General features: G+C 69.3%; 24 protein-coding genes. 21 read left to right on the top strand and 3 right to left on the bottom strand.

Annotated features, from left to right (window positions below; genetic code table 11):
* Positions 1-179 precede the first annotated feature (179 nt).
* From dnaX to MXC99_RS14110, 9 genes are all read left to right on the top strand, one after another.
* Complete coding sequence (gene dnaX, locus MXC99_RS14070; protein WP_247726055.1) at positions 180-2,156, top strand: DNA polymerase III subunit gamma/tau; 1,977 nt, start codon at positions 180-182, stop codon at positions 2,154-2,156.
* Between the two features lie 139 nt (positions 2,157-2,295).
* Positions 2,296-2,619 carry a YbaB/EbfC family nucleoid-associated protein gene (locus MXC99_RS14075; protein ID WP_247726142.1) on the top strand — a complete coding sequence of 108 codons (324 nt, stop codon included), beginning with the start codon at positions 2,296-2,298 and terminating at the stop codon, positions 2,617-2,619.
* A 14-nt stretch (positions 2,620-2,633) separates the two neighbouring features.
* On the top strand, positions 2,634-3,227 hold the full coding sequence (gene recR / locus MXC99_RS14080) for a recombination mediator RecR (RefSeq protein ID WP_247726056.1): 594 nt from the start codon (positions 2,634-2,636) through the stop codon (positions 3,225-3,227).
* Between the two features lie 200 nt (positions 3,228-3,427).
* Positions 3,428-4,021: a ubiquinol-cytochrome c reductase iron-sulfur subunit gene (gene petA, locus MXC99_RS14085; RefSeq protein ID WP_247726057.1), complete on the top strand. Its 594-nt coding sequence runs from the start codon at positions 3,428-3,430 to the stop codon at positions 4,019-4,021.
* Positions 4,022-4,024: 3 nt separating this feature from the next.
* Positions 4,025-5,293, top strand: a complete 1,269-nt coding sequence (locus MXC99_RS14090) for a cytochrome b (RefSeq protein ID WP_247726058.1) — start codon at positions 4,025-4,027, stop codon at positions 5,291-5,293.
* Positions 5,290-6,045: a cytochrome c1 gene (locus tag MXC99_RS14095; protein ID WP_247726059.1), complete on the top strand. Its 756-nt coding sequence runs from the start codon at positions 5,290-5,292 to the stop codon at positions 6,043-6,045. Before MXC99_RS14090 ends, MXC99_RS14095 begins: the two co-directional genes overlap by 4 nt.
* Before the next feature lie 107 nt (positions 6,046-6,152).
* Complete coding sequence (locus MXC99_RS14100) at positions 6,153-6,749, top strand: glutathione S-transferase N-terminal domain-containing protein (protein WP_107220285.1); 597 nt, start codon at positions 6,153-6,155, stop codon at positions 6,747-6,749.
* Positions 6,750-6,813: 64 nt separating this feature from the next.
* Entirely contained in the window at positions 6,814-7,254 is a 441-nt protein-coding gene (locus MXC99_RS14105; RefSeq protein ID WP_247726060.1) for a ClpXP protease specificity-enhancing factor, read from the top strand.
* 10 nt (positions 7,255-7,264) lie between these two features.
* A complete protein-coding gene (locus MXC99_RS14110; RefSeq protein ID WP_247726061.1) occupies positions 7,265-7,747 on the top strand; it encodes a hemerythrin domain-containing protein in 483 nt (160 codons plus the stop codon).
* Here the strand turns inward: MXC99_RS14110 and MXC99_RS14115 are convergent.
* A complete protein-coding gene (locus MXC99_RS14115; RefSeq protein WP_247726062.1) occupies positions 7,719-8,981 on the bottom strand; it encodes a D-amino acid dehydrogenase in 1,263 nt (420 codons plus the stop codon). The two genes, MXC99_RS14110 and MXC99_RS14115, sit on opposite strands and share 29 nt — an antisense overlap.
* Before the next feature lie 254 nt (positions 8,982-9,235).
* Here MXC99_RS14115 and MXC99_RS14120 point away from each other — a divergent pair, with 254 nt between their 5' ends.
* Both MXC99_RS14120 and MXC99_RS14125 read left to right on the top strand, forming a co-directional pair.
* The gene (locus MXC99_RS14120; protein WP_247726063.1) at positions 9,236-10,237 is read left to right on the top strand and encodes a class 1 fructose-bisphosphatase; all 1,002 of its coding nucleotides are present in this window, start codon (positions 9,236-9,238) and stop codon (positions 10,235-10,237) included.
* A gap of 89 nt (positions 10,238-10,326) precedes the next feature.
* Positions 10,327-12,012, top strand: a complete 1,686-nt coding sequence (locus MXC99_RS14125) for an autotransporter assembly complex protein TamA (protein WP_247726143.1) — start codon at positions 10,327-10,329, stop codon at positions 12,010-12,012.
* Between the two features lie 82 nt (positions 12,013-12,094).
* Here MXC99_RS14125 and MXC99_RS14130 read toward each other — a convergent pair whose 3' ends face one another.
* Both MXC99_RS14130 and MXC99_RS14135 read right to left on the bottom strand, forming a co-directional pair.
* Positions 12,095-13,441, bottom strand: a complete 1,347-nt coding sequence (locus tag MXC99_RS14130; protein ID WP_247726064.1) for a nicotinate phosphoribosyltransferase — start codon at positions 13,439-13,441, stop codon at positions 12,095-12,097.
* The gene (locus MXC99_RS14135) at positions 13,438-14,067 is read right to left on the bottom strand and encodes a nicotinamidase (protein ID WP_247726065.1); all 630 of its coding nucleotides are present in this window, start codon (positions 14,065-14,067) and stop codon (positions 13,438-13,440) included. The genes MXC99_RS14130 and MXC99_RS14135 overlap by 4 nt, the downstream gene beginning before the upstream one ends.
* A gap of 166 nt (positions 14,068-14,233) precedes the next feature.
* On the opposite strand from MXC99_RS14135, the gene MXC99_RS14140 reads away from it, so the two are divergent.
* From MXC99_RS14140 to MXC99_RS14185, 10 genes are all read left to right on the top strand, one after another.
* On the top strand, positions 14,234-14,800 hold the full coding sequence (locus MXC99_RS14140; protein WP_247726066.1) for a phosphoribosyltransferase family protein: 567 nt from the start codon (positions 14,234-14,236) through the stop codon (positions 14,798-14,800).
* Between the two features lie 111 nt (positions 14,801-14,911).
* A complete protein-coding gene (locus MXC99_RS14145) occupies positions 14,912-15,580 on the top strand; it encodes a phosphoribosyltransferase (RefSeq protein WP_247726067.1) in 669 nt (222 codons plus the stop codon).
* 91 nt (positions 15,581-15,671) lie between these two features.
* Positions 15,672-17,261 (top strand): chaperonin GroEL, encoded by a 1,590-nt coding sequence (gene groL, locus MXC99_RS14150; RefSeq protein WP_247726068.1) that lies wholly within the window; start codon positions 15,672-15,674, stop codon positions 17,259-17,261.
* Positions 17,262-17,689: 428 nt separating this feature from the next.
* Positions 17,690-19,108, top strand: a complete 1,419-nt coding sequence (gene acsA, locus MXC99_RS14155; RefSeq protein ID WP_247726069.1) for an acetate--CoA ligase — start codon at positions 17,690-17,692, stop codon at positions 19,106-19,108.
* On the top strand, positions 19,105-20,124 hold the full coding sequence (gene pdhA / locus MXC99_RS14160; protein ID WP_247726070.1) for a pyruvate dehydrogenase (acetyl-transferring) E1 component subunit alpha: 1,020 nt from the start codon (positions 19,105-19,107) through the stop codon (positions 20,122-20,124). Before acsA ends, pdhA begins: the two co-directional genes overlap by 4 nt.
* On the top strand, positions 20,121-21,095 hold the full coding sequence (locus MXC99_RS14165; protein ID WP_247726071.1) for an alpha-ketoacid dehydrogenase subunit beta: 975 nt from the start codon (positions 20,121-20,123) through the stop codon (positions 21,093-21,095). The genes pdhA and MXC99_RS14165 overlap by 4 nt, the downstream gene beginning before the upstream one ends.
* Positions 21,088-22,296, top strand: coding sequence for a dihydrolipoamide acetyltransferase family protein (locus tag MXC99_RS14170; RefSeq protein WP_247726072.1), 1,209 nt, complete (start codon positions 21,088-21,090; stop codon positions 22,294-22,296). The genes MXC99_RS14165 and MXC99_RS14170 overlap by 8 nt, the downstream gene beginning before the upstream one ends.
* The gene (locus MXC99_RS14175; protein ID WP_075147438.1) at positions 22,293-22,580 is read left to right on the top strand and encodes an acyl carrier protein; all 288 of its coding nucleotides are present in this window, start codon (positions 22,293-22,295) and stop codon (positions 22,578-22,580) included. Before MXC99_RS14170 ends, MXC99_RS14175 begins: the two co-directional genes overlap by 4 nt.
* Before the next feature lie 185 nt (positions 22,581-22,765).
* On the top strand, positions 22,766-23,875 hold the full coding sequence (locus MXC99_RS14180; RefSeq protein ID WP_247726073.1) for an alkene reductase: 1,110 nt from the start codon (positions 22,766-22,768) through the stop codon (positions 23,873-23,875).
* On the top strand, positions 23,872-24,549 hold the full coding sequence (locus MXC99_RS14185; protein ID WP_247726074.1) for a transglutaminase family protein: 678 nt from the start codon (positions 23,872-23,874) through the stop codon (positions 24,547-24,549). Before MXC99_RS14180 ends, MXC99_RS14185 begins: the two co-directional genes overlap by 4 nt.
* Positions 24,550-24,565 lie beyond the last annotated feature (16 nt).

The following is a 24,565-nucleotide window of genomic DNA, read 5'->3' on the forward strand; positions in this document are numbered from 1 at the left end:
TGCCGGGCGGAAATTTTCCGCAGAGCCGTATCCAGCATAGACAGGGGGGGCGGAACGATCCAATCGCCCGGCCGGATCCTGCCGATCGCCATCAACGATGGGGCGTGCGCTTTCGTTGCGCCTGGGGTTGATCGAATGCGGCGTGGCCGGCGTGCGTCGCTCTGCTAGAATCGCCCGCCATGAGCTATCAGGTCCTTGCGCGCAAGTGGCGGCCGAAATCCTTCGCCACGTTGGTCGGTCAGGAGCACGTCGTGCGTGCGCTGACGCACGCGCTCGCCACCGGCCGGCTGCATCACGCCTGGCTGTTTACCGGTACCCGCGGCGTGGGCAAGACCACGATCAGCCGCATCCTCGCCAAGGCGCTCAACTGCGAGGCCGGCGTCAGCGCCGAGCCCTGCGGTGTATGCGAGGCCTGCCGTGCGATCGACGCCGACCGTTTTCCCGACTACGTCGAGATGGACGCCGCCTCCAACCGCGGCGTCGACGACATGGCGGCGCTGCTCGACAAGGCCGTCTATGCGCCGGTCCAGGGGCGCTACAAGGTCTACATGATCGACGAAGTGCACATGCTCACCGGGCATGCGTTCAACGCGATGCTGAAGACGCTGGAAGAGCCGCCCGCGCACGTCAAGTTCATCCTCGCCACCACCGATCCGCAGAAGATCCCGGTGACGGTGTTGAGCCGCTGCCTGCAGTTCAACCTCAAGCAGATGCCGCCGGGCCACATCGTCGATCACCTGGGGCGCATCCTCGAGGCCGAGGCGGTTCCGTTCGAGCCGGGCGCATTGCGCCATCTGGCGAAAGCGGCGGCGGGCTCGATGCGCGATGCGCTCTCCTTGCTCGACCAGGCGATCGCGCACGGGGCCGGCCAGGTCGGGGAAGAGCAGGTCGCCCACATGCTCGGAACGGTGGGCGATGACCACTTGTACGCGGTGCTCGATGCGCTCGCCGCCGCCGACGTTCCTGCGCTGCTCGCGGTCGCCGATGGCATGGAGGCGCGCAGCCTGTCGTTCGATGCCGCGCTGCAGACCCTGGCGACGCTGCTGCATCGCATCGCGCTGGCCCAGTTCGCGCCCGCGGCGATCGCCGACGAAGCCGAGCGCGCGCGCGTCGCCGGCTATGCGGCCGGGTTCGATGCCGAATACCTCCAGCTCGCCTACCAGATCGCGATCCACGGTCGCGACGAGCTGGCGCTGGCGCCGGACGAGTACACCGGTTTCACGATGACGCTGCTGCGCCTGCACGCGTTCCGCCCGGAGCAGCCGCAAGCGCTCGGCGGGCCGGGGGGCGTGGCCGGGGGCGCCGGCCATGCCCGGGCGATCCCTGCGCCGGCTGCTTCCGCTTCCGGCGCCCCCCATCCTGCGGCAGCGCCGGCATTGCCTCGCGCCGGCGGACCGATCCGGCAGGACGGCCCGCCGGCTTCGGCCGCATCCGCCGCCCCGCGCCCGGGCACGGCGGAACCGTCCGGACCGGCGCCGGCGGGGCAGGACGCGCTGGGGGCTGCGCCTGCGGCAGGGACGGCAGCAGGGACGGTGCTCCCGTCTGCGCCGGCCGGCGAGCCGGCCGCAAGGCACGACGTGCCGCCGTGGGAGGAGCTGCCGCCGGAAGCCTACGCGGTCGACGGTGGTCGTGATGACCGCGAGCCGCCCCCGGCCGGCGCCGCCCCCCCGCCCGCCGCGGAATCTGCGCTGCGCCGCGCCGCGCCGGTCGCTCCTGCCCGCCCGGGGCTCGGTGCGGCGCCTCCGGCGCCGGGCGGGGCGGAGGCGCTGCTGGCGCAGGGCGACTGGCGCGGACTGATCAGGATGCTCGAACTCAGCGGGCTGGTGCGCGAACTGGCGCAGCACTGCGAGTGGGTCGGTGGCGATGCGAACAGCCTCCAGCTGCGCCTCGCGGCCGATCACCGTCACCTGCTGGACATGAACCGCGGTGCCCTCGATCGCCTCCAGGACCAGCTTTCGGCTGTGCTCGGGCGCAGCCTGAAGCTCCGGATCGACATTGGCGACATCGCGGGCGAGACTCCCGCGCAGCGCGATGCGATCGAGCGCCGGGCGCGCCATGCCGAGGCCGTCGCCGCACTCGAGGCCGACCCGCTGGTGCGCGACTTGATCGAACGTTTCGACGCCACGCTCGTCGAGAATACGGTGAAACCCCTGTGAGCCCGTTGCCGGCGGGACGCCCGGCACGGCCGGTCCGCACCCCCGGCCGCTGCGTGTGGGCACGGCCGGGCGGGGTGCCGGATCGCCTCTTGTTTGTTTTTGACCCACTCATTCCGACCGACTCGACGGAGAGCGCATGATGATGAAAGGTGGCATCGCCGGCCTGATGAAGCAGGCCCAGCAAATGCAGGAAAACATGAAGAAGATGCAGGACCAGTTGGCTTCGATCGAAGTCGAGGGCCAGGCCGGCGCCGGCATGGTGAAAGTCCTGATGACCTGCAAGCACGACGTCCGCCGGGTGTCGATCGACGACTCGGTGATGGACGACAAGGAAATGCTCGAAGACCTCGTCGCCGCCGCACTCAATGATGCGGTGCGCAAGGCCGAGGCTGCCACCCAGGAGAAAATGGCCGGCGTCACCGCCGGGCTGAACCTGCCGCCGGGCATGAAGCTGCCGTTCTGAGCGGAAGGCGCGGCATGATGCCTTCCAGCCTCGACGAGCTCATCGAGGCGCTGCGCTGCCTGCCCGGAGTGGGGCCGAAGTCCGCCCAGCGCATGGCTTACCACCTGCTGCAGCGCGACCAGCGCGGCGCGGCGCGGCTCGGGCGCGCGCTCACTCACGCGCTCGAGGTGCTGCGCCATTGCGAGCGCTGCAACAGCTTCACCGAGGAGGCGGTCTGTCCGCGCTGCGCCAATCCGCGGCGTGACGCTTCGCTGCTGTGCGTGGTCGAGATGCCCGCCGATCTGGCGATGATCGAGCAGACCCAGGCCTACAGCGGCCTGTACTACGTGCTGATGGGGCGCCTGTCGCCGCTCGACGGCATCGGCCCGCGCGAGCTTCGCCTCGACAAGCTGATCGCGCGCGCGACCGAGGGCGGCGTGCGCGAGGTGATCCTGGCGACCAACTTCACCAACGAGGGTGAGGCGACCGCGCACACGGTCGCCGCGCTGCTGTCGGCGCGCGGCGTGGCGGTGACGCGGCTGTCGCGCGGTGTTCCCGTGGGCGGCGAGCTCGAGCATACCGACACCGGCACCATCGCCCAGGCGCTGGTCGAGCGTAAAACGGTCTGATTCCTGTCGTCGACCAGTTTGCTGCAGTGCAGAAAAACCGTGCTCGTAAGAGGGCTGTTGCAATCCTGTTTCCGCCCGGAAAGCCTTGTTCCTGCAGGTGATCCCGGCTTTTCGCTTTCTCTGCTGCAGCGTCTTCGCTATAATCCGCCGATTGTTTTGGTATCCAAGTCTTTCGAGTTTTCCTTTCTGGGAAGAGGGTCATGAGCGTTGATCAAAAGATGGACAGCAGCCGCCGCACCCTGCTGCTGGCGACGTCCGCCGCGGGCGGCGTCGCCGCGGTGGCGACCGCGGTGCCGTTTGTCGCCAGTCTGACGCCGTCCGAGCGCGCCAAGGCAGCCGGGGCGCCGGTCGAAGTGGACGTGAGCAAGCTCGCGCCGGGCGAGATGATGACGGTGGAGTGGCGCGGGAAGCCGGTCTGGATTCTGCGGCGCACGCCCGAGATGCTGGCTTCGCTGGAGCAGACCGACGGCAAGGTGAGCGATCCCGATTCGGCCAAGCCGATGCAGCCGGCCTACGCGCAGAACAAGCATCGTTCGATCAAGCCCGAATACCTGGTCGCGGTCGGCATCTGCACCCATCTCGGCTGCTCGCCGTCGGAGAAGTTCAAGATGGGCGCCGAAAGCGGTATGGGCGCCGACTGGCCGGGCGGCTTCCTGTGCCCCTGTCACGGCTCCATCTTCGATCTGGCCGGCCGCGTGTATAGCAGCATGCCGGCGCCGGACAACCTCGAAATCCCGCCGCACCACTACCTCGCGGATACCACCATTCTTGTTGGCGAAGACGGGAAGGCCTAAGCGATGACAACCAAATCCCAAGCCGTGCTCGACTGGATCGACGAGCGTTTCCCGCTCACTTCGACCTGGAAGGCGCATCTGTCCGAGTACTACGCGCCGAAGAACTTCAACTTCTGGTACTTCTTCGGTTCGCTGGCGCTGCTCGTGCTGGTGATCCAGATCGTGACCGGCATCTTCCTGGTCATGCACTACAAGCCGGACGCCTCGCTCAACGCTGCCGGCGTGCCGGTGGCCTTCGCCAGCGTCGAATACATCATGCGTGAAGTGCCCGGCGGCTGGCTGATCCGCTACCTGCACTCGACCGGCGCGTCGGCGTTCTTCATCGTCGTCTACCTGCACATGTTCCGCGGCCTGCTCTATGGCTCCTACCGCAAGCCGCGCGAGCTGATCTGGATCTTCGGCACGCTGATCTTCCTCGTGCTGATGGCGGAAGCCTTCATGGGCTATCTGCTGCCGTGGGGCCAGATGTCGTTCTGGGGGGCGCAGGTCATCGTCAACCTGTTCTCGGCGATTCCGCTGATCGGTCCCGACCTGTCGCTGGTGATCCGCGGTGATTACGTCGTCTCCGATGCCACCCTGAACCGCTTCTTCTCCTTCCACGTCATCGCCGTGCCGCTGGTGCTGATCGGACTGGTCGTCGCCCACATCGTGGCGCTGCACGAAGTCGGCTCGAACAACCCGGACGGGGTCGAGATCAAGAAGAAGAAAGACGCCAACGGCATCCCGCTCGACGGCATTCCGTTCCACCCCTACTACACGGTGAAGGACATCGTCGGCGTCGTCGCCTTCCTGTTCTTCTTCAGTGCGGTGGTGTTCTTCGCTCCCGAAGGCGGCGGCTACTTCCTCGAGTTCAACAACTTCATCCCGGCCGATCCGCTGAAGACGCCGCCGCACATCGCGCCGGTGTGGTACTTCACGCCCTTCTACTCGATCCTGCGCGCGGTGACCTACCCGCTGTTCGGGCTCGACGCCAAGTTCTGGGGCGTGGTGGCAATGGGCGCGTCGGTGGTGATCATCGCCTTCCTGCCCTGGCTCGATCGCAGCCCGGTGAAGTCGATGCGCTACAAGGGGCCGGTGTTCAAGATCGCCGTGGCCGTCTTCGTGGTGTGCTTCTTCATCCTGGGCTACCTGGGCGTGCTGCCCCCGACCCCGGGGCGCACGCTGGTGTCGCAGATCTGCTCGGTGCTGTATTTCGCCTTCTTCCTGCTGATGCCGTGGTACAGCAAGCTCGACAAGTGCAAACCCGAACCGGAAAGGGTGACTTTCAAATGAAGATGCGTCTACTCAACCTGATCAAGCGCGCAGCGGCGGCCCTGCTGTTCGCTCCGGCCGTCGCGATGGCGGCCGGCGCCGCCCTGCACCTCGACAAGGCGCCGGTCAGCACCGATCCGGCTGCGCTTCAGCACGGCGCCAAGCTGTTCGTCAATTACTGCCTCAGCTGCCACAGCGCCAGCTTCACGCGCTACAACCAGCTCCAGGAGATCGGTCTGTCCGAGCAGGCGATCCGCGACAACCTGATGTTCACCGGCGAGCGCGTCGGCGACCTGATGAAGGTCGCGATGCGTCCGGCCGAGTCCAAGGTCTGGTTCGGCGTCGCGCCGCCCGACCTCACCCTGGTCGCCCGCCAGCGCGCGTCCGAGTTCGGCAGTGGTGCCGACTGGCTGTATACCTACCTGCGCCAGTTCTATCGCGATCCCGCTCGCCCGACCGGCTGGAACAACGCGATTTTCGCCAACGTGGCCATGCCGCACGTGTTCTGGCAGCTCCAGGGCGAGCAGATCGCCAAGGTGACGCAGAATGCCGACGGCACCTCGACCACCGCTCTCGAGCTGGTGAAGCCGGGTGCGCTGGCGCCCGCCGAGTACGACAAGGCGGTCGCCGACCTGGTGTCCTTCCTGGTGTGGATGGGCGAGCCGATAGCCGACAAACGCAAGACGATCGGTGTCGTGGTGCTGATCTTCCTTGCCGGCTTGTTCGTGCTCAGCTATGCGCTGAAGAAGAACTACTGGAAGGACATTCATTGATCCTTGTCGCGGTGGGCCGCAAGGCCGTCTAGCGCGCCCTGGCCCCAGACGCACCACGCGAAACCGCGTGGTGCGCTTTTGCTTTTGAATTCCGGAGTGGCAACATCATGATGAACCTGTATTCCGGCACGACCGATCCGTTCAGTCACCGCTGCCGGATCGTGCTGTTCGAAAAGGGAATGGACTTCGAGGTCATCGACGTCGATCTCTACAACAAACCCGAAGACATCGCCGTCATCAACCCCTACAACCGCGTGCCGGTGCTGGTCGATCGCGACCTCGTGCTGTACGAGGCCAACATCATCAACGAGTACATCGACGAGCGCTTCCCGCATCCGCAGCTGATGCCGCCCGACCCGATCATGCGCGCGCGCGCGCGCCAACTGCTGCACACGTTCGAGCAGGAGCTGTTCACCCACCTCGAAGCGCTCGAGGCCGCACAGAAGGGCGTCGACAAGGTCCGGGTCCATGTGCGCGACCACCTGACCCAACTCGCCCCGGTGTTCACCAAGCAGAAGTACATGCTGGGCGACGAATTTTCCATGCTCGATGTGGCGATCGCGCCCCTGCTGTGGCGCCTCGAGCACTACGGCATCGAGCTGCCGAAAGCCGCCGCGCCGCTCATGAAGTACGCCGAGCGCATTTTCAGCCGTCAGGGTTTCATCGATGCGCTGACGCCGTCCGAAAAGGTCATGCGCCGTTGAGGGGCCGACCTGAAGCGGGGAGGGCGGGGGCGCGATCGTGCTCCGCCTCCCCTGTGGAGATCCGATGACGACTGTTTCGACCAAGCCTTACCTGCTGCGCGCCATCTGGGAGTGGTGCGTCGACCAGGGGTTCACCCCTTACCTCGCGACCCGGGTGGATGCGCACACGCGGGTTCCCCCCGGCTATGCCCGCGACGGGCAGCTGGTGCTGAATCTCTCGCCCGATGCGACCTCCCAGCTCCAGATGGACAACGACACCATCTCCTTCCAGGCCCGCTTCGGCGGCGCCGCCCATGCGCTGGTGATTCCGGTGGCGAACGTGATCGCCATCTATGCACGCGAAAACGGCCAGGGCATGGCGTTCGAGCCCGAGGGGGAGGCCGGCGAGGAGGCGGCCGAAGACATGGCCGAGGTCAGCGCCGAACTGGCGCAGGAGCGCAGCGAAGCGCCGTCGCCCGAAACGCCGCGCCCCGCGCGCGGGAGCCATCTGAAGGTCGTGAAGTAAGGAGAGACGGATGCCGGATCTGGTGTGGAGCGACGAACTCGAGAACGATCTCGCGCCGATGGACGACACCCATCGCGAATTCGTCGCCAGTTACAACGCCCTGCTCGCAGCCGCGCCGGAAGACATGCTGGCCGCGTTCGACACGCTGGTCGCGCAGGCGAAGGCGCATTTCGACCTCGAAAACGGCTGGATGGAGGCGGTCGACTTCCCCGGCTGCCACCGCGCCGAGCACGACCGCGTGCTGACGGTGATGCAGGACGTCCGCCAGCGCATGGCGCGCGGCGACCTGTTCTTCGCCAGGCGCCTGATCGAAGAGTTGCCGGCATGGTTCCGCAACCATGTCAACGGCATGGATGCGGCGCTCGCCTTCCATCTGGCGAGCATCGGCTTCGACGTCGCCAGCGGGACCTGCACGCCGCCGCTCGATGCGGCGGGCGGCGCGCGCGGCTGCGCCTGCGCCGTGCTCAGCGCGGAAGGCGGAACGGAAAGCTGAGCGGCGGAGTGCGTCCGCACATCAGCTCGGCGAGCGCTGCCGCCGAGCCGCAGGCCAGCGTCCACCCCAGAGTGCCGTGCCCGGTGTTGAACCACAGATTCGGCGCCCGCCCCCGGCCGATCACCGGAAGGTTGCCCGGCGTCGCCGGTCGCAGCCCGGCCCAGGGTTCGACCCGCTGCTCGTCGATCGCCCCCGGGAAGCGGTTGTTCACCCAGTCCAGAATGGGGCGGATGCGCTCGCTGCGGATGCGGGTGTCGAAACCGTTCAGTTCCGCGGTGCCGGCGACGCGCAGGCGGTCTCCCAGGCGCGAGCACACGATGCGGCGCGATTCGTCGGTGAGGCTGACGCTCGGTGCCCGCGTCGCATCGCGTAGCGGCGCGGTGATCGAATAGCCCTTGACCGGATAAATCGGCAGGCGCTCGCCCAGCGGCGCGACCAGGTGCGGGCCGTAGCTGCCGAGGCAGACCACGTAGGCATCGGCGCGCAGCGCGCTGTGCCGCCCTTGCGCATCGCACACTTCGACACTTTCGATGCCCTTGCCGGGGCCGCTCCGCAGCCCGCGGATCGCACTGTCCCAGTGCAGGTTTGCACCGTTTTCCTGTAATCGGGCGGCGAGCTCCCGGGTGAAGCGAAAAGCGTCGCCCGACTCGTCGCCGGGAGCGAACAGGCCGCCGGCGAGGGTTTCGGCGCGGGCGGCGAGCGCCGGCTCGATGGCGAGGCACTCGGCCCGGCTGCAGACGCGGGCCTCGATGCCGAACCGTTCCAGCTGACGGGCGCGCGCCGGCGCCTGGGCGAACTCGCGCGGAGTATGGAACAGATGGAGGATGCCGCGCTCGAGCTGATCGTACTGCAGCCCGGTGTGGGCGCGCAGTTCGCGCAGGCGCTCGCCGCTCCAGCGCGCCAGCGCGGCGATCGCCGCGGTATTGCGGTGGGCGCGGGCGGGCAGGCACTCGAACAGGAAACGCGCGCCCCACAGCCACTGCGCGGGGTCGGTGGTGGGGCGGAACTTGAGCGGGGCGTCGTCGCGCCCCAGCCAGCGCAGCACCTGCAGCGGTGCCCCCGGGTTGGCCCACGGCTCGGGGTGGCTGATCGAGATCTGCCCGCCGTTGGCGAAGCTGGTTTCGAGCGCCGGCCCGGGCTGGCGGTCGATGATGCTGACGCCGAAACCGGCCTGCTGCAGATACCAGGCGGTCGTGACGCCGGACAGGCCGGCGCCGAGAACCATGACATGCATGTAAGGTCGGGTGCGGTGGATTGGGTTGGGAAGTCGGGTTGGGAACGGACGGTGGGTGCGCGCGCGGGGTGAGCGACCGGGGCGAATGCTGGCGCAGCCCGGAGCCGGATCTCCGCCGCGGCGCGACGGAGGCGTCGATGATAACCGCTCGCCGCCTGCGGTGAAACCGGATGAGGGCTTAAAGCCGTGCGCTCGCGGCGCGGAACCGCGATAATCCGCCCTTGTCCGTAAAGTCCGTGTTCCGGGAGTTCCTCATGCGCCGTGTCACCCTTACCCAGTTCCTGATCGAGCAGCAGCGCGCCGGCCGCATCACCGCCGACCTGCGTCTCCTGATCGAGGTCGTCGCGCGGGCGGTCAAGGCGATCAGCGTCAACATCTCGAAGGGCGCGCTCGCCGGGGTACTGGGCGAAGCCGGCACCGACAACGTCCAGGGGGAGGCGCAGAAGAAGCTCGACGTGATCGCCAACGAAATCCTGCTGCAGGCCAACGAATGGGGCGGCCATCTCGCCGCGATGGCCTCCGAAGAGGTCGAGACCGTACACCAGATCCCCTTCGACTATCCGAAGGGAGGCTTCCTGCTGTTGTTCGATCCGCTCGACGGCTCGTCGAACATCGACGTCAATATTTCGGTCGGCACCATCTTCTCGGTGCTGCGCAACCCGCCGGGCGAGGCCGAGCCCACCGAGGGCAGCTTCCTCCAGCCGGGGCGCGAGCAGGTCGCTGCCGGCTACGCGGTGTATGGCCCCTCGACCCAGTTCATTCTGACCGTAGGCAAGGGCGTGCATGGCTTCACGCTCGACCGCGAGATGGGCAGCTTCATCTACACCCAGCCCTACATGACGATTCCGGCCGACACCCACGAGTTCGCGATCAACGCATCGAACGCGCGCTTCTGGGAGGCTCCGGTTAAGCGCTACGTCGACGAGATGCTGGAGGGCAAGGCCGGGCCGCTGGGCAAGGACTACAACATGCGCTGGGTGGCCTCGATGGTGGCCGACGTGCATCGGATCCTCACCCGCGGCGGCGTGTTCATGTACCCGATGGACGAGAAGTGCCGCCACCAGGGTGGCAAGCTGCGGCTGATGTACGAGGCCAATCCGATGGCGATGCTGGTGGAGCAGGCCGGAGGCGCGGCCACCACCGGACGCGAGCGCATTCTCGACGTCCAGCCGCTCAAGCTGCACCAGCGGGTGCCGGTGATCCTCGGCTCCAAGAACGAGGTGGAGCGGGTGAGCGGATACCACCGCACGGCCTGAGGCGGATGCGGATCGGGGCCGGATCCGTGCCGGGCCGATGGCTGCGCGCGCTGACACTGTCCGTGGCGGCGGTGCTCTGCCCGGCCGGCATGGTCGAAGCCCAGGAAGTGCTGGCGGTCCGGCTGGAAGCCCCCGATACGGTGCGGCCGCTGCTCGAGCGCCACGTCCGCCTGTTCCACCGTGACGGGGCGGCCCTGCCCGACGAAGCGGCCGACCGCGCGGCGATGATCCGCCGCGCGCGGCGGGAAATCGCCGAGCTGCTGGCGACCGAAGGGTATTTCAGTCCCGCCATCCGCATCGATCGCAGCGATGCGCGGCACTGGACGGTCGAAGTCGAACCAGGGCGGCGCACCGAAGTCGCCGAGGTCCGCATCGAGTTCGAAGGGGAGATCGCCGCGGCCTCCGGCGGTGGCGGTATCGAATCCCTCGACGCCCTGCGCGCGCGCTGGAGCCTGCCGGTGGGGGCGCCTTTCCGCCAGTCGGACTGGGACGGCGCCAAGCAGGGCCTGCTCGATGCGGTCAGCACGCGCCGTTACGCGGTCGCCCGCATCGCCCGCAGCCGCGCCGAGATCGACCCCGAAACCGCGCGTGCGCGGCTCACGGTGACGGTAGACAGCGGCCCGGCGTTCTACCTCGGCGAGCTGGTCGTCGACGGCCTCCAGCATCTGCCCGCCGACCTGGTCACGCGCTACAGCCTGCTGCGCAAGGGCGCGCCGTACGACCGCGAGCAGCTGCTGGCCTTCCAGAGCGGGCTGCAGAACACGCCGCACTTCGGTTCGGTGATCGTCGATATCGAGCGTGATCCGACGCAGGCCGCGGCGGCGCCGGTGCGGGTCCAGGTGACCGAGGCGCTGCCCAAGCATTTCGGCGTCGGCGCCGGCTATTCGACCAATACCGGGGCGCGGGTCGAAGCGTCCTATCGCGACGTCAACTTGCTTCGGCGCGGCTGGGAGCTGTCTACCGGCCTGCGCCTGGAGCAGCGCCGCCACGCCCTTTACGCCGACGTTTTCCTGCCGCCGCGGGGCCGTCATCGCGACAGCTTCGGCGCCCTGCTCGAGGGCAGCGACCTCGAAGGCCTGAAAGTGACGTCGCAGGCGCTGGGGGCGGCGCGGATCGAAACCCGTGGCGACATCGAGACCCGGCTCGCGCTGCGCCTGCAGCATGAAAAGATCGAACCGGACGGAGCACTGGCGCAGTCGAGCAACACCCTGACCGCCAACTGGACGTGGACGAAGCGGGCTGTCGACAAACTCCTCGACCCCACCCGTGGCTATGTGCTCGAGTTCCAGGTCGGCGGGGGCGCGGCGATCGCCCTTGCCGAACAGGATTTCGTCCGCCTCTATTCGCGCTTCGTGCGTTACTGGCCGGTACGCGGCAGCGATGTCTTCATCCTGCGCGCCGAAGGGGGCGTCACCCTCGCCGACCGCCGCGAAGGCATTCCGCAGGACTTCCTCTTCCGGGCCGGCGGCGCCCAGTCGGTGCGCGGCTACGACTACCAGAGCCTGGGTGTCCGTGAAGGCAGCGCCACGGTCGGCGGGCGCTATCTGGGCACGCTCAGTGCCGAATATGTGCATTGGTTCCGGCCGCAATGGGGGACGGCCTTCTTCGTCGATGCCGGCGATGCGGCCGACTCGCGCGCCGACTTCGATGTGCATGCCGGCTACGGTGTCGGCGCGCGCTGGCGCAGCCCGGCCGGGCCGCTGGCGATCGACCTCGCATGGGGGGAGCGGGAGCGCAGGCTGCGGCTGCACTTCGGCGTGGCGATCGCGTTCTGAGCATCTCCACCGCCGCATGCGACGAAGGGCGTCCGGAGAGGATGCGATCGGCCGAAATACGCTCCTTCGAGCGCGCGTCCGCTCAGTGTGGCCGGCGGTCCACTTCTGCGGCCAATGCCTGCAGCGCCGGCGAGATGTGCACCGGATAGGACTCGCCTGCCGCGGCGGCTTCCAGCCGGCGCAAGGCATCCGGCAGGCGGGCGAGGTTGTCGGCGGCATGCCCGCGCAGGGCATCGAGCGCCGCGGGCGGGGCCAGGCGCGCGCCGCCGCGCAGCACCGGCTGGAGCAGCGCGACGCCGCCGGCGGGCGGCGGCTCCCCGAGGAGGGTGACATGGTCGCACAGGAGTGAACCGTCGGCCGTGAACCGGCGATACACCTGCTTCGCGCCGGGCCAGGTGGCCTTGCCTTCGGAGCGCTTGCGTCGTGGCACGCCGGCATAGCTTTGCAATTTGTAGGCCGAGTCGAGCGCGGGCGCGTCGGCCGAGGTGGTGAGCTGGGTGCCGATGCCGAACCCGTCGATCGGTGCCCCGGCGGCGAGCAGCGCAGCAATGCGGTGCTCGTCGAGGTTGCCGCTGGCGAAGATGCCGACCTCGGCGAGGCCGCCGGCGTCGAAGATGGCGCGTACCCGATGCGCATGGGCAGCGAGATCGCCGCTGTCGATCCGCACCGCGACCAGCTGGGCGCCGCGTGCCTTCAGCGTGGGGGCCAGGGCGACGACCTTGGCCGCAGCGGCTTCGGTGTCGTAGGTGTCGATCAGCAATGTCACGCGGCTCGGCTGCGATGCCGAAAACCGGGTGAAGGCCTCGGTTTCAAACTGGTGCGCCTCGATGTAGGCGTGTGCCATGGTGCCGAACACCGGGACGCCGAAGCGCTGGCCGGCGAGCACCGTGGCGCTGCCGGCAAAGCCGGCGAGGTAGCTCGCGCGGGCGGCGAGTACCCCCGCTTCGGCGCCGTGGGCACGGCGCAGGCCGAAGTCGACGAGCAGCTTGCCGGGGGCGGCGAGCACGCAGCGCGCGGCCTTGGTCGCGATCAGGGTGGAAAAGTTGAGCAGGTTGAGCAGCCGGCTCTCGACGAACTGCGCTTCACCGATCGGCGCCTCGACGCGCAGGATCGGCTCGTCGGCGAAGAACACCGTGCCCTCGCCCATCGCATCGACGTCGCCGCTGAAGCGGAAGCCGTGCAGCCAGTCGAGGAAGGCGGGCTTGAAGCGCCCGCTGGCGCGGAGCCAGGCCAGTTCGTCGGCAGTGAAGCGCAGCTGCTCGAGGTAATCGAGCGCCTGCTCGAGGCCGGCGGCGACCAGGAAGTTGCGCTGCCGCGGCAGGGCGCGCACGAACAGTTCGAACACCGCGCGCTCGCCCATGCCTTCGTCGAAATAGGCCTGCAGCATGGTCAGCTCGTAGAGGTCGGTGACCAGCGCGCTGTCGTTCATGGCCGTGCCCCGCGCAGCCGCTCGAGCGACAGCGACCGCGCACCGGCGGCGGCCATCTCCTGCTCGGCGCGCTTGCCGTCGCCGGGATGGACGTCGACGGCGCGCACCGCATCGGCCAGCAGCACCGTGGAAAAACCGGCCGCGAGCGCGTCCAGCACGGTGGCGCGGACGCAGTAGTCGGTGGCCAGGCCGCCGACGAACAGGCGCCGGCAGCCCAGGCCGTGGAGCAGTGCTTCGAGACCGGTGCCCTGGAAGCCGGAGTAGGCGTCGGCCTCGGGCGTGGCGGCCTTGGAGACGATATGGGCGGCGGCCGGGACTTCGAGCCCGGGGGCGAACGCGGCGCCCGCGCTGCCGGCGATGCAGTGCGGTGGCCACGGTCCGCCGGCTGGACGGAACGAGCAGTGGTCGGGCGGATGCCAGTCGCGGGTGAAGATCACCGGCAGTCCGCATTCGTCGAAGCGTGCGATGTAGCGGTTCAGGCGCGGGACGACCCGGTCTCCGCCCGGAACGCCGAGGGCGCCGCCGGGCAGGAAGTCGCACTGCACATCGACGACGATGAGGGCATCGCCGGGCTGGGGCGCGAACGTTGCGGAATCAGGCTGGAGGGCGGTGTGGCTGGCGGACATGTCATCCTCCCCGGGCGGAGCCCGTCGATGCGGCGGCCGGTTGCCGGCGGGCGTGCCAACCCTGCCCGAAATGGAGTAATTTCCGTCTGCACGCCGGCCGGCCTGTTGTCAGTTTAGATGCTTCTGCCGGTGTCCTGATCACAGATCACCTCTCGCGGAGGACAGCATGGATCGACCGCCCGGCCTGCGCACCTGTCTTTACGATACGGCCCGGCTCGAAGCCGTGATCGACGCCATGGCCCGTCAGGCCGCCGGCCTGTTCTCCGGTCGCGAGCCGCTCGCGGTGGTCGGCGTCCTGCGCCGGGGCGCGCCGCTGGCGGACCGCATCGCCGATGCGATGGCGCGCCGTTACGGCATCCTTGCGCCGCTGCGCCTGGATCTGAAGATCAAGCGCTACGCCGACGATCTGCGCCTTCTTCACCCCGAAACCCTGCTCCGTGAAGACGCCTCCCAGGCTGCGCTCGATCTGCGCGGATACGGCCTGCTCGTCGTCGATGACGTGCTGTATACCGGGCATTCCCTGCTGCGTGCCGTCGCCCACCTGGCGGAGCGGCAGCCCGCGGTGATCCGCGTCGCCGCCCTCGTCGATCGTGGCGCCGCGCAACTGCCGGTGCGCGCCGACGTGACCGGTGTCCGCCTCGACATCGCGCCGGCCGACATCATCGAATGCAACGTCCCGCCCTACGAGGCCGACTTCCGCATCGAACTGCTGCAGCCGGAGCGCGGACGCTGACCCTTGCCGTGCCGCGGTTTTCTGCATTCCGCGCCCTGGCTCGGGGCGATCGGCAGGCTATGGTGAAGCATCACAACCGATGCCGCTGCACTGGCGGGGAGGGGGGCCGGGATGCTGTTCCGCGATCGACTCGATGCTGCCGACCGCCTCGCGGCGGCGCTGGCGCCCTATCGCGGGTGCAATCCGCTCGTGCTCGCGATTCCGCGCGGGGCGGTGCCGATGGGCGCGGCGCTGGCGCAGGCCCTGGACGGGGAGCTGGACGTGGTGCTGGTGCACAAGCTGAGCTCGCGCTGGAACCCCGAATATGCGATCGGCGCGATCGACGAGGGTGGCAGGGTGTTCGTCTCCGATCCGGAAGCGGACGATGCGGCCTGGCTGGCGGCCGAGAAGGCGCGCCGCCTCGACGAGCTGCGGCGGCGGCGCGCACTGTATTCGGGCGGAGCCGCGGGTGCCGATCCGCAGGGGCGGATCGCCATCGTCGTCGATGACGGCCTCGCCACCGGGGCGACCATGCTCGCCGCGCTCCATGCCGTGCGCGCGCGGAGGCCGCAAAAGCTGGTGTGTGCGGTGCCGGTTGCGGCCCCCTCCAGCCTGGAGAGGGTCCGCCCTTGCGTCGATGAGCTCGTCTGCCTGCATGCGCCAGCGGATTTCCAGGCGGTGGGGCAGTTCTTTGCCCGCTTCGGGCAGGTCGAAGACGACGAGGTCGTCGATTGCCTGCGCCGCCATCGCGGACGGGACGGGGACGACGGGGCGTGCGGGCGCAAGCCCGTGCCGGGCTGAGCGTGCTTGCCCGCGGCCGGAGCGGAAGGGCGTGCGGCGGCCTGGCCGGGGGGACCGGAGGCGTTGTCGATGAAGGGGAGGCGAGATCGCGATGACGGCGAAACAGCTGGTGTTCCGTGACGATGCGTATCGGCGCATCCTGCGCGGAGTGGATGTGCTGGCCAATGCAGTCAGGGAAACACTCGGCCCGCGTGCGCGGACCGTGCTCCTGGAGCAGCCGTCCGGGCCGCCGGTCGTGATCAACTCGGGCGTCGTCGTCGCGCGCGCGATCACCCTTCCCGACCCGTTCGAGAACATCGGGGTGGAGCTGGTGCGCCAGGCCGCGGCGCGCACCTCCGAAGTGGCCGGCGACGGCACCACCACGGCGACCCTGCTGGCCGCGGCGATCGTGCGTGAAGGGGTGAAGTACGTGGCCGCCGGGGGCAACCCGATGGACCTCAAACGTGGCATCGACAGGGCGGTGGCCGCGCTGGTGCCGATGCTGCATGCGATTGCACGGCCGTGCACGGCACGGCGGGAGATCGCCCAGGTGGCGGGAATCTCGGCCAACAACGACGAAGGGATCGGCACCCTGATCGCCGATGCGATGGCGCGCGTCGGCAATCAGGGGGCGATCACCGTCGAGGAGGGCTCCGGCCTGGAGAGCACGCTCACCGTGGTCGAGGGCATGCAGTTCGACCGCGGCTACCTGTCGCCCTACTTCATCAATGTCGAGGGCGGCACGCGTGTCGTGCTCGAGGATGCGGCGGTCCTGGTCTGCGCGCGCAAGCTGTCCGTCGTCACCGAGTTGCTGCCTGCGCTCGAGGTGGCGGCGGGCAAGGGCTGGCCGCTGCTGCTGATCGCCGAGGACATCGAGGGGGATGCGCTGGCCCTGCTCGTGATCAACACCTTGCGCGGCACCCTCAAGGCCTGCGCGGTGAAGGCGCCCGCCTTCGGCGAGCGGCAGCGCGCGATGCTCGAGGACATCGCGGTGCTGACTGCGGCGACGCTGGTCGATGCGCAATCCGGGATCGGGCTCGCCGAGCTGACGGCGGGGCAGTTCGGGCACGTGCGGCGGGTCGAGGTCGACAAGGACGCCTGCACCCTGATCGGCGGTTGCGGCACGCGGGAGCGGATCGACGCCCGCATCGACCAGCTCCGCGCCGAGCGGGAGCGGGCCGGCTCGGACTACGCCCGCGAGGGGCTCGACAAGCGCCTTGCGTGCCTGGCGGGGGGCGTGGCGATGATCAAGGTGGGCGGGGCCAGCGAGGCCGAGATGAAGGAGCGCCGCGCCCGCGTCGAGGACGCGCTGCATGCGACCCGCGCCGCGGTGGCCGAAGGCATCCTCCCCGGCGGCGGCGTCGCGCTGCTGCGCGCCCGTGCCGTGCTCGAAACGGTGCACGGAGCCGGCCACGACGAGGACTGCGGCCTGCGCATCGTGCAGCGGGCGATCGAGGAGCCGTTGCGGCAACTGGTGGCCAACGCCGGCCTCGATGCCGCGGTGGTGATCGAGCGCGTGCTCGCCGGCGACGGCGCGTTCGGCTTCAATGCCGCAAGCGGTGAATACGGCGACCTGGTGGCAATGGGGGTGCTCGACCCGTGCAAGGTGACGCGCTGCGCACTGCAAAATGCAGCTTCGGTGGCCGGATTGATCCTGACCACCGGCTGCATGGTGGCGCCGTCTCCCGCGGGCGAGGGATAGCGCGGCACGGGAAGGGGCAGCGGCAGGGCTGTGCCGGCCGCAGCATGATGGAGACGAACGGAGGGCAGTGTCCATGCATCGTTCCGCGGTCATCCGCAAGCACGCCGCCGATCTGGCGGTGCCGCCCAATCTCGCCGACTACGCGGCGACCTGCGCCGGCTTTTCGTGGACGGCGGTGCGTGCCGAACTGGACGGTTTCCCGGGGGGCTGCCTGAACATCGCCCACGAGGCGGTCGAGCGCCATGCCCGCGGCGAGCGCTGCACGCGGGTGGCGTTCCGCTTTCTCGGGCAGGACGCGGTGCGTGAGCTCAGCTACGGCGAACTCGCCCGCCTCACCGCCCGTTTCGCCAACGTCCTGGCCGGCCTCGGCGTGTGCCGCGGCGAACGCGTGTTCGTGCTCGCCGGGCGCATTCCCGAGCTGTGTCGCGGTGCTGGGCAGCCTGCGCTGCGGCTGCGTGGCGTCGCCGCTGTTTTCCGCTTTCGGCCCGGAGCCGATCGCGACCCGGATCGGGCTCGGCGAAGGTGCGGTGCTGGTCACCACCGACCTGCTCTATGCACGCAAGGTGGAGAAGATGCGTGCCCGGCTGCCGACGCTGCGCCACGTCCTGCTGGTCGGCGAGGGCGGCGGGGCGGTGGAGGCGGGCATGCTCGGCCCGGGAACGCACGACCTGGGAGCGCTGATGGCGGGCGCGGCCGACTCCTTCGCCACGGTCGAGACCCGGGCCGAGGATCCCGCCCTGCTGCACTTCACCAGCGGCACCACCGGGACCCCCAAGGGGGCGCTGCACGTGCACGCTGCGGTCCTGACCCACTGGGCGAGCGGACGTTATGCGCTCGATCTGCACGACGACGACGTCTTCTGGTGCACCGCCGATCCGGGCTGGGTCACCGGGACTTCGTACGGCATCGTCGCGCCCCTGGTGCACGGGGTGAGCTCGATCGTGGACGAGGCCGAGTTCGATGCCGGGCGCTGGTACCGGATCCTCGCCGACGAGCGGGTCAGCGTGTGGTACACCGCGCCGACCGCGATCCGCATGCTGATGAAGGCCGGTGCGGAACTGGCGCACCAGCAGACCTTCCCGCGCCTGCGCCTGGTCGCCAGCGTCGGCGAACCGCTCAACCCCGAGGCCGTGTGGTGGGGCAAGGAAGTGCTCGGCCATCCGATCCACGACAACTGGTGGCAGACCGAGACCGGCGGCATCATGATCGCCAACCTGCCGGCGCTCGACATCAAGCCCGGCTCGATGGGCAGGCCGCTGCCCGGAGTCGAGGCGGCGGTCGTGCGCCGGCGCGAGGACGGCAGTGTCGAGCGGGTGACGATGCCCGGCGAGGAAGGCGAGCTCGCGCTCAAGCGTGGCTGGCCGTCGATGTTGCGCGGCTACCTGAACGACGAGGCGCGCTATCGCAAGTGCTTCGCCGGCGATTGGTACCTGAGCGGCGACCTGGTGCGCTGCGACGCCGACGGTTACTTCTGGTTCGTTGGTCGCAGCGACGACGTGATCAAGTCCGCCGGCCACCTGATCGGCCCGTTCGAGGTCGAGAGCGTGCTGATGGAACACCCGGCGGTGGCTGAGGCGGGGGTGATCGGCAAGCCCGACGAGATTGCCGGCGAAGTGGTGAAGGCCTTCGTCTCGCTGAAAAAAGGGTTCGAGCCCGGCGAGGCGCTGCGCACGGAGCTCCTCGGCCATGCGCGCCGGCGGCTGGGGGCAGCGGTGGCGCCGAAGGAAATCGATTTCCTCGCCGTGCTGCCGCGAACGCGCAGCGGCAAGATCATGCGCCGGCTGCTGAAGGCGCGGGAGCTGGGGCTGCCGGAGGGCGACACGTCGACGCTGGAGGCCGGAGCATGAACAGCGGACGCGATGCTTCTGCAGGGCAAGCCCGGGCTGCGCCGGACCCCGCGCCGGTCCCGGCGCTGCGCCTGCTCGCCGACATGCTGCGCATCCGCCGCATGGAGGAAAAGTGCGCCGAGCTTTACGGCACGGGCCGGATCCGCGGCTTCCTCCACCTCTATATCGGCGAGGAGGCCTGCGCCACCGGCACGATCCATGCGTTGGAGGCCGGGGACAACGTCGTTGCCACCTACCGCGAGCACGGCCATGCGCTGCTGCGCGGGGTCTGCATGGAGGCGATCATGGCCGAGATGTTCGGCAAGGCGACGGGCTGCTCGCGCGGTCGTGGTGGCTCGATGCACCTGTTCGATGTCGCACACCGCTTCTATGGCGGTAATGCGATCGTCGGTGGTGGACTGCCGCTCGCGGTCGGCCTGGCGCTGGCGGACCGGCTGCAGGGCCGGCCCGGCGTGACGGCCTGCATTTTCGGCGAGGGGGCGGTCGCCGAAGGCGCTTTCCACGAGTCGATGAACCTGGCAGCGCTGTGGCGGCTGCCGGTGCTGTTCTGCTGCGAGAACAACCTGTACGCGATGGGTACCGCGCTCGCACGCTCCGAATCGCAGACCGATCTGTGTGCCAAGGCGGCGGGCTACGCGGTGCCTGCTGCCCGTGCCGACGGCATGGACGTGGGTGCGGTTTGCGCCGCGGTCCGGGCGGCGGCGCAAGCGGTGCGTGCGGATGGCGGCCCCTTCTTCGTCGAGCTGCAGACCTACCGTTTTCGCGCCCATTCGATGTTCGATCCCGAGCTGTACCGCGACAAGGCCGAAGTCGCGCGCTGGAAGGCGCGCGATCCGATCGAGGCTTGTTTTGCTGCCCTGAAGGCGGAGGGCGTGCTCACCGAGGCCGCCTTCTCCGCCCTCGACGCGGCGGCGCAGGCCGAAGTGGAGGCCGCGGTCGCGTCTGCCGAAGCGGCCGCGCCGGAAGCCGTGGCGGATCTGCTGAAGGACGTCCATTCTCCCGGAGCCGGAGCATGAGGAGCAGCTACCGTGAAGCCCTGCGCGCGGCGCTGCGCGAGGCCCTGGTGAAGGATCCACGGGTGTTCCTGATGGGCGAGGACGTCGGCCGCTACGGCGGCACGTACGCGGTCTCGAAGGGCTTGCTCGAAGAATTCGGCCCCGAGCGCATCCGCGATACGCCGCTGTCCGAACTCGGCTTCGTCGGTGCCGGCGTGGGCGCCGCGCTGGGCGGGATGCGGCCGATCGTCGAGGTGATGACGGTCAATTTCAGCCTGCTGGCGCTCGATCAGATCGTCAACAGCGCCGCGTTGCTGCGCCACATGTCGGGCGGGCAGCTGTCGGTGCCGCTGGTGCTGCGCATGGCGACCGGCGCCGGCCGCCAGCTCGCGGCCCAGCATTCTCACAGTCTGGAAAACTGGTACGCCCATATTCCCGGCATCCGGGTGCTGGCGCCGGGTACCGTGGCCGATGCGCGCGGGATGCTCGCGGCGGCGCTTGCGGACCCGGACCCGGTGGTGATCTTCGAGCACGTGCAGCTCTACGGCCTCGAAGACGAACTGGCTGAAGCGATCGATGCGTGCGACATCGCCCGCGCCGCGGTGCGTCGGCCCGGTACCCGGGCGAGCGTGTTCGCCTGGGGCGGCTGCCTGCCCAAGGCGCTGCAGGCGGCACAGCAGCTGGCCGAGGGCGGGATCGACGTCGAAGTGGTCGACCTGCGGGTGCTGCGCCCGCTGGACTGGGAAACGATCGCCGCCTCGGTGCGCCGGACCCATCGTGCGGTGGTGGTCGATGAAGGCTGGAAGAGCGGCAGCCTGGCGGCGGAAGTGGTTGCCGGGCTCGTCGAGCGCTGCTTCTACGATCTGGACGCGCCGCCGCAGCGGGTGTGCAGCGCGGAAGTGCCGATCCCGTATGCGAAACAGCTGGAAGAGGCGGCGCTGCCGCAGCCGGAAAAGATTGTCGCCGCGGTCGGGGAGGTGCTCGGTGTTTGAATTCAGGTTGCCTGCGCTGGGCGCCGACATGGATGAAGGGACGCTGCTGGAGTGGTGCGTCCAGCCCGGCGACACGGTGAAGAAAGGCCAGGTGGTGGCGGTGGTCGATACGTCGAAGGCCGCCGTGGATGTGGAAATCTGGCAGGCGGGCACGGTGCACGAACTGCTTGCCGTGCCGGGCACCCGGATGCGGGTCGGCACGGTGATGGCGAGCCTGCTGGCGGAGGGCGAGGCACCACCGGCGGCAGCGCCGCGCCTGCGCATCTCGCCGGCGGCGCGCCGGCGGGCCGCTGAGCTCGGGGTGGATCCGGCTACGGTGCACGGCACCGGCGCAGGCGGCGCGCTCACCCTGGCCGACGTCGAGCAGGCCGCGGCGCAGGGGGAAGGCCCGGCCCGGGGCGCAGAAACAGGGGGCGCGGGAGGGCGGGACCTCACCGTCCCCGCTGCGCGGGTGCCGCCGCTCGTTCCGGCTCAGCGCGAGGCCGAAACCCGACGCACGATCGCGGCAGCGATGAGCCGCGCGAAACGCGAGATTCCGCACTACTACCTGCTCGAGACCATCCCGCTGGCGCGTGCGGGTGCCTGGCTGGCGCAAGCCAATGCCGGGCGGCCGATCACCGGGCGGCTGCTGATGGCGGTGCTGCTGCTGAAAGCGGTGGCGCTGGCGCTGGGGAAGTTCCCGGCCTTGAACGGCTTCTACCGCGACGGCCGCTTCGAGCCGTCGGCAGCGATAAACCTCGGTGTCGCGATCTCGTTGCGCCAGGGGGGGCTGATCGCTCCTGCGCTGCACGATGCCGGGCATAAGCCGGTCGAGGTGTTGATGCAGGAACTCACCGACCTGGTGCGGCGGGCGCGCGCGGGCTCGCTGCGCAGTTCGGAAATGAGCGATCCGACGGTGACCGTGACCAACCTCGGCGAGCAGGGCGCAGAGGCGGTGGTGGGCGTGATCTACCCGCCACAGGTGGCGCTGGTCGGCTTCGGCCGGGTCGACGTGCGGCCCTGGGTGCACGAAGACGGCAGCCTCGGGACCTGCCCGGCGGTGGTCGCCAGCCTGGCGGCCGATCACCGGGTTTCGGACGGCCATTATGGTGCGCGCTTCCTGGCCGAGTTGCGTGCGCTGCTGCAGCACCCACAGGCGTTGCAGGTGGCGCAACCGGCCCCGGGGGCGGCGTGTGAAGCGGATGGGGAGGTGCGGCGATGAGCGGTGGCGAATTGAGCAGCGACGAACTGGGCAGTGACGAATTGCGGGCGATCGTGATCGAGACCCTGAAGACGGTCGCACCCGAACTGGACGAGGAGGCGCTGCGCTCCGACCGGCCTCTGCGCCGGCAGGTCGACCTGGATTCGATGGACTGGCTCAACTTCCTGGTCGGCCTGGCCGGGCGGCTGCAGGTCGAGATCGCCGAGGCCGACTACGGGAAATTGAACACGATCGACGACCTCGTCGCCCATCTGCGTACCCGGCTCGCCGCGCGCGGGGACTGAATCCGTCGCCTGGCGCAGGCGACGGGACGGTGAACGGGGGCGTTTTCCGGCGGTACGCACTTCCCCGGCCCGGTCGCCGCGGGGGGGCGCCGGTCCTCCGAGGTGGACGATCCGCTCCGGGCAGGGAACAATGCGGGCTCGGCCCCGGCCAGGGCCGGCTTCCATGCAACCGAAGGAGCGCATGCATGACTTCCCTGTTCGATCCCATCCGGATCGGCGACCTCGACCTTGCCAACCGCATCGTCATGGCGCCGCTGACGCGCAACCGCGCCTCCGCCGGCGAGCTGGCCGGGCCGATGACCGTGGAGTACTACCGGCAGCGCGCCAGCGCCGGCCTGATCATCGCCGAAGGCAGCCAGATCAGCGCGATGGCGCAGGGCTACCTCGACACGCCGGGCATCTACACGCCGGAGCAGGTCGCGGCCTGGCGTAGGGTCACCGATGCCGTGCATGCCGCGGGCGGACGCATCGTGATCCAGCTCTGGCATGTGGGGCGCATTTCGCACGTGTCGCTGCTGCCGGGAGGGGCGGCGCCGGTGTCGTCCACCGCCCGGCGTGCGCCGACTCAGACCTTCACCCGCGACGGCTTCGTCGATGTTTCCACGCCGCGCGCGCTGCGCGACGACGAGTTGCCCGGGCTGGTCGCCGACTACCGCCACGCCGCGCGCTGCGCACGCGAAGCCGGCTTCGACGGTGTCGAAGTGCATGCCGCCAACACCTACCTGCTCGAGCAGTTCCTGCGCGACAGCGTCAACGACCGCAGCGGCCCTTACGGCGGCAGCATCGCCAACCGCGCCCGCCTGCTGCTCGAAGTGATGCAGGCCGTCAGTGCGGAGATCGGCGCCGGCCGTTGCGGCGTGCGCCTGAGCCCGATGATGACCTTCGGCGGCAGCACACCGCGCGACAGTGACCCGCAGGCGCTCTACGGCTACGTCGTGGAGCAGCTCGCGCCGCTTGGCCTGGCCTACCTCCATGTCATCGAAGGCGAGACCGGCGGTGCCCGCCATCCGGCCGGCGCCCCCGTTTTCGACTACGACGCGCTGCGCCGCCGCTTTCCCGGCGCGTGGATGGTGAACAACGGCTATCGCCGTGCCGAGGCGATCGAGGTGGTGGCCGGCGGCCGGGCCGATCTGGTGGCGTTCGGCCGCCCCTTCATCTGCAACCCCGACCTCGTGCGCCGGCTGCGCGAGGACGCGCCGCTCAACCCGCTGCGCACCGACAAGCTCTACGGCGGCGGCGCCGAGGGCTATATCGACTATCCAACGCTGGAAGAAAGTAAAGAGGAGCAGGAATGAGCAGTAACGACATGCAGGCGTATCTGGCCCCGAGCGATTTTTTCGATTTCCATCATCCGCGCGTGCGCGACTTCATCGACGCGGCCGTCGGTGCTGCCGCCGACCCGGTCGACCGCGCCGTGCGCCTGTATTACGCGGTGCGTGACGGCGTGCGCTACGACCCCTACCGCTTTTACATGAGAAGGGAATATTTCATCGCCAGCCGCACGGTCGCCGAGGGGGCGGCGTATTGCGTGCCGAAGGCCATCCTGCTGGCCGCGGCCGCGCGCGGCGCGGGCATCCCGGCGCGGGTGGGTTTCGCCGACGTGCGCAACCACCTCAGCACCGAGCGCCTGCGCGAACTCGTCGGCGGCGACCTCTACCGTTGGCACGGCTACGTCGCGCTCCATCTCGAGGGGCGCTGGGTCAAGGCCACACCGGCGTTCAACCTGCAGATGTGCGAGCGCTTCGACGTCAAGCCGCTCGAATTCAACGGCCGCGACGACTCGCTGATGCATCCTTACAACGCGCGCGACGAGCGCCACATGGAGTATGTGAACGATCGCGGCGTGTTCGACGATTTTCCGTTCGAGGAACTCGTCGACGACATGCGGGCCTTCCACCCGCGCCTGGTGGATGCGGCCGAAGCCAGCCTGAGAGGCGACTTCGAGCACGAGGCGATGGTCGACCGCTGAGCGGCATCGCCCGCTG

The sequence above is a fragment of the Thauera aromatica genome (assembly GCF_023093595.1).
GTDB classification, from domain to species: Bacteria; Pseudomonadota; Gammaproteobacteria; order Burkholderiales; family Rhodocyclaceae; genus Thauera; species Thauera aromatica_A.